Source organism: Rhodococcus sp. ENV425 (assembly GCF_002887785.1).
Taxonomy (GTDB): domain Bacteria; phylum Actinomycetota; class Actinomycetes; order Mycobacteriales; family Mycobacteriaceae; genus Rhodococcus; species Rhodococcus aetherivorans.
Window position 1 is genome coordinate 1 of sequence record NZ_PCZU01000081.1, and the last position, 3,867, is coordinate 3,867.

Annotated in this window: 4 protein-coding genes; 3 read left to right on the forward strand and 1 reads right to left on the reverse strand. The window is 71.8% G+C overall.

Annotation, left to right across the window (positions count from 1 at the left end; translation table 11 throughout):
- Positions 1 to 723, reverse strand: a 723-nt coding sequence (locus tag CQZ88_RS05930) for a DoxX family protein (RefSeq protein ID WP_180986952.1), incomplete at its 3' end; no start/stop codon positions are given.
- Between the two features lie 127 nt (positions 724 to 850).
- Between CQZ88_RS05930 and CQZ88_RS05935 the strand changes: the two genes are divergently transcribed.
- The 3 genes from CQZ88_RS05935 (at position 851) to CQZ88_RS05945 (ending at position 3,752) form a co-directional block, all read left to right on the forward strand.
- Positions 851 to 1,378 (forward strand): hypothetical protein, encoded by a 528-nt coding sequence (locus CQZ88_RS05935; protein WP_037201728.1) that lies wholly within the window; start codon positions 851 to 853, stop codon positions 1,376 to 1,378.
- 129 nt (positions 1,379 to 1,507) lie between these two features.
- A complete protein-coding gene (locus CQZ88_RS05940) occupies positions 1,508 to 1,867 on the forward strand; it encodes a helix-turn-helix transcriptional regulator (protein ID WP_029543966.1) in 360 nt (119 codons plus the stop codon).
- A gap of 82 nt (positions 1,868 to 1,949) precedes the next feature.
- On the forward strand, positions 1,950 to 3,752 hold the full coding sequence (locus tag CQZ88_RS05945) for a SulP family inorganic anion transporter (protein ID WP_102799387.1): 1,803 nt from the start codon (positions 1,950 to 1,952) through the stop codon (positions 3,750 to 3,752).
- Positions 3,753 to 3,867 lie beyond the last annotated feature (115 nt).

A 3,867-nucleotide genomic window follows, 5' to 3' on the forward strand; every position in this document is an offset into this window, starting at 1 on the left:
GGGGCCGCGTTCGCGGGCGACGTCGAGCAGGTGCGTGCCGCGCTCGCGGGCGACCTCGGCGAGCTCGGGTCCGCGCTCGCGGGCAACGCCCAGCAGGTGGCTTCCACGCTCACGGGCGGTGCCGGCCACCTCCGCTGCCTCCTCCGACAGGACCCGGACCCGCTCGGCCACCTTGTGCAGGCTCTCGGTGACCGCATCGCCCGCGCCGTCGTCCTGATGAGGCAGGACACCGGCGACGGCCTCCTGGGCGCGCCGTGCGGCCCGCCGTCCGCGCCACCCCAGCGACGGCTTGCCTTCGGTGTCCACCGCGGTGATGATCAGCCCGCCGAGCAGGCTGACGTTCTTGAGGAACTGGGTGCGCTGGATGGCCCGGGCCTCCGCATCCTCGACGTTCCAGAAGTCGTGACCCGCCACCGTCGTGGGCACGAGCGTGGTGGCCAGGGCAAGAGCCGCCAGCCGCGGTGCCTTCCCGACCGCGAGCAGCGCACCCGCCCCGATCTGCACGGCGGCGTTGATCCGCACGAGTGTCTCCGGATCGTTCGTGAGCTTCTCGCTCACCGAGTCCGGGAGCTTCTGCGTCACCGTGTCGGGCAGCATGCCCACCGCCCGGTCGAGTCCCGGCTGCGCTGCCGCCGCCTTGGTGGACGAGTCTCTCAGCGCGTCGATGCCCCCGGCGACGAAGACCGACGCGAGCATGGGGCGGGCAATTCTGCGGACAATCATGTGCTTCCTCCCGTGATCGGTGGCGGTTCCACCTTTGCACGCATACCCCGCCGCCCGGCGCGATATGCGCGTTCGACCCGGATCACGCTCCGGACGCCGCGCAGCGATTGCGCGCCGAGGTGGCACGATGTGCGGCGTGAACGATGGGGGAGAAGCGGCAGGGGTCGGCGACATCGGTGGGGCCGGGGTGCGCGTGGTGCGCACGACGACATCGGTCCGGGTCGAGGCCACGATACCGGTGTCGGCCGCGGCGCTGTTCGGGGTGATGCGGGACCCGCTGCGGCACAGCGAGATCGACGGCTCGGGCACGGTGCAGGTGCCCGCGGGGCAGCCCCCGATCACCGCCGTCGGCCAGCGCTTCTCCGCGCAGGTGCACTTGCCCGGGCGCAGCGCGTATCCGGTGGTCAACCACGTGGTGGCGTTCGAACCCGACCGGCTGCTGGCGTGGCTGCCGGCCAACCCGGACACGCCGCCGCTCGGCATCCGGTGGGAGTGGTCCTTCACCGGGACGACCGGGGGCGCTGCGGTGAGCCAGACGTGCGACTGGTCCGCGGTGACCGACACCGCGTACCTGCGTCGCGTGCGGCTTCCGCGGGTCTCGCCCGCGCAGATGTCCGCGAGCCTCGCCCGGCTCGGGCGTGCGGCGCGTTCCTGAACCGCGCCGGGTGCCGACGGTGTCGGTGTCCGGTGTGTCGCATGTCACGCACACCCTACCTCTTTGATTGCTAAACTACGCAAGTAACGGCATCGCCCGCCGGCGGTGGCTCGGACGACGGGAACGGTGATGGTCGCGCAGGCGCGTCAGCCCCTCTATCGGATGAAGGCCGACTTCTTCAAGACGCTCGGACATCCGGCGCGCATCCGCGTCCTCGAGCTGCTCAGCGAGCGCGAGCATGCCGTCTCCGAGATGTTGCCCGAGGTGGGGATCGAACCCGCCAATCTCTCCCAGCAACTGGCGATCCTCCGGCGCGCAGGCCTGGTCACCGCGCGCCGGGAGGGGCTGTCGGTGACGTACGCGCTGACGTCGCCGCGGGTCGCGGAACTGCTGGGCGTCGCCCGCGCCATCCTCACGGGGGTGGTCGCCGGACAGGCGGAGCTGCTCGAGGACGACGTAGCCGAACCGGCGGGCCGAGCGCGCCGCTGAGCCGGTCGCGCACCGGGGCGCTTCGCGCGCATTGATTGCAGACTTTATTAAGTGCTTATTTATTGTTTGTGGTGGAGGCACGATGTCGATGTCGGCAGAGCAGCAGGATGCGGTGACCGGGCGCACCGAGGAAGAGGCGGCGGGAGCCGGCACCGTCGTGGCTCGCGCCGCGCGGTCGGTCGCCGCGCTGATGCCGCGCTGGGTCGAGTGGAAACCGGCCCTGCGCTCGCCCCGCGCCGATCTGACCGCCGGACTCGTCGTCGCCCTCGTCGCGTTGCCCCTCGCGCTCGGCTTCGGCATCAGCTCCGGTCTCGGGGCCGCGGCGGGCCTCGCGACCGCCGTCGTCGCGGGAGCGGTCGCCGCCGTGTTCGGCGGCTCCCGCTTCCAGGTGTCGGGCCCGACCGGCGCGATGACCGTCGTCCTGGTGCCGATCTTCCATGAGCACGGCGCCTCCGGCGTCCTCGCGGTGGGACTCGTCGCCGGCGTCGTTCTCGTCGTCCTCGCCTTCGCCGGCATCGGCCGGGCGGTGCGGTTCATGCCCGCCCCGGTGATCGAGGGCTTCACCGCCGGGATCGCCGTGGTCATCGCCCTGCAGCAGGTTCCGGCCGCGCTCGGCATCGCCCACGCCGAGGGGGAGAAGGTGTGGCAGAGCGCGTTCGACGCCGCCCGGCAGTTCGTCGACCAGCCGTCCCTTCTGCCCACGGTCGTGGCGGTGCTTGTCGCGGCGGCCATCCTGATCGGCGGCCGGTACCTGCCGAAGCTGCCGTTCTCGCTCGTCGCGGTGGTGGTGGCCACCGTCGTCGCACAGCTGTTCCATCTGGACGTCACGCGGATCGGGTCCATCCCGTCCGGCTTCAGCGCCCCCAGCCTCGGATTCCTCGACCTGGGTGAGCTGACGTCGCTTCTCGCGCCGGCGCTCGCGGTGGCCGCGCTCGCGGCCCTCGAATCGCTGCTGTCCGCGACCGCCGCGGATTCGATGAGCGTCGGCACCCGGCACGACCCGGACCGGGAGTTGTTCGGGCAGGGCCTGGCCAACATCGCCGCCCCCCTGTTCGGCGGCGTTCCGGCCACGGGCGCGATCGCCCGGACGGCCGTCAACGTCCGCTCGGGGGCGCGGTCCCGGCTGTCCGCCCTCACCCACGCCGTCATCCTCGCCGGGATCGTCTACCTCGCCTCGCCGCTCGTCGCCCAGATCCCCCTTGCCGCGCTCGCCGGCGTTCTGCTCGCCACCACGGTGCGCATGGTCGAGACCGCCTCGATCGTCGCGATCACACGGGCGAGCCGCGCGGATGCGATCGTCATGACGGTGACGTTCCTGGTCACCGTCGCCCTCGACCTCGTGACGGCGGTCGCGATCGGTGTCGGGTTCGCTGCGGTGCTCGCGCTGCGGGCGGTCGCGAAGTCCGCCCGGATCGAGCAGGTTCCCCTCGACGAGGAAGGGGATCACGCCGCCGAGGAACACGAGCTGTTGCGTGAGCACATCGTCGCGTACCGGATCGACGGCGCTCTGTTCTTCGCCGCGGCCCACCGATTCCTGCTCGAGCTCGCCGACGTCACGGACGTCAAGGTCGTGATCCTGCGCATGTCCCGGGTGACGGCCATCGACGCCACCGGCGCCCTCGTCCTCAAGGACGCCATCACCAAGCTCGAGCACCGGCACATCACGGTCCTGATCTCCGGGGCCAAACCGGAGCACCTGCGGCCGCTGTCCGCGCTGGGTGTCTTCACCACCAAGGACAGCGAGGAGCGGCACGTCTTCGCGACCACGCCCCGAGCGATCGCGTACGCCCGCATGCTGGTGCTGCCGGAACACCGGTACGCCCAGGCCACCGCCGGTTCCGAGGGGAAGGGGCCGGGAGATACCGAAGCTCTTCCGGGCGAGTAGAATCGGCGGTGTGACCGGCCCTCGTGGCAGCCTGGCTCTCCTCACCCGGTAACGCCAGGTGAGCACGGGGACCGGTCGCCTGCCGTCGGCGGGACCGGCGGGGCGCAGGCGGCCG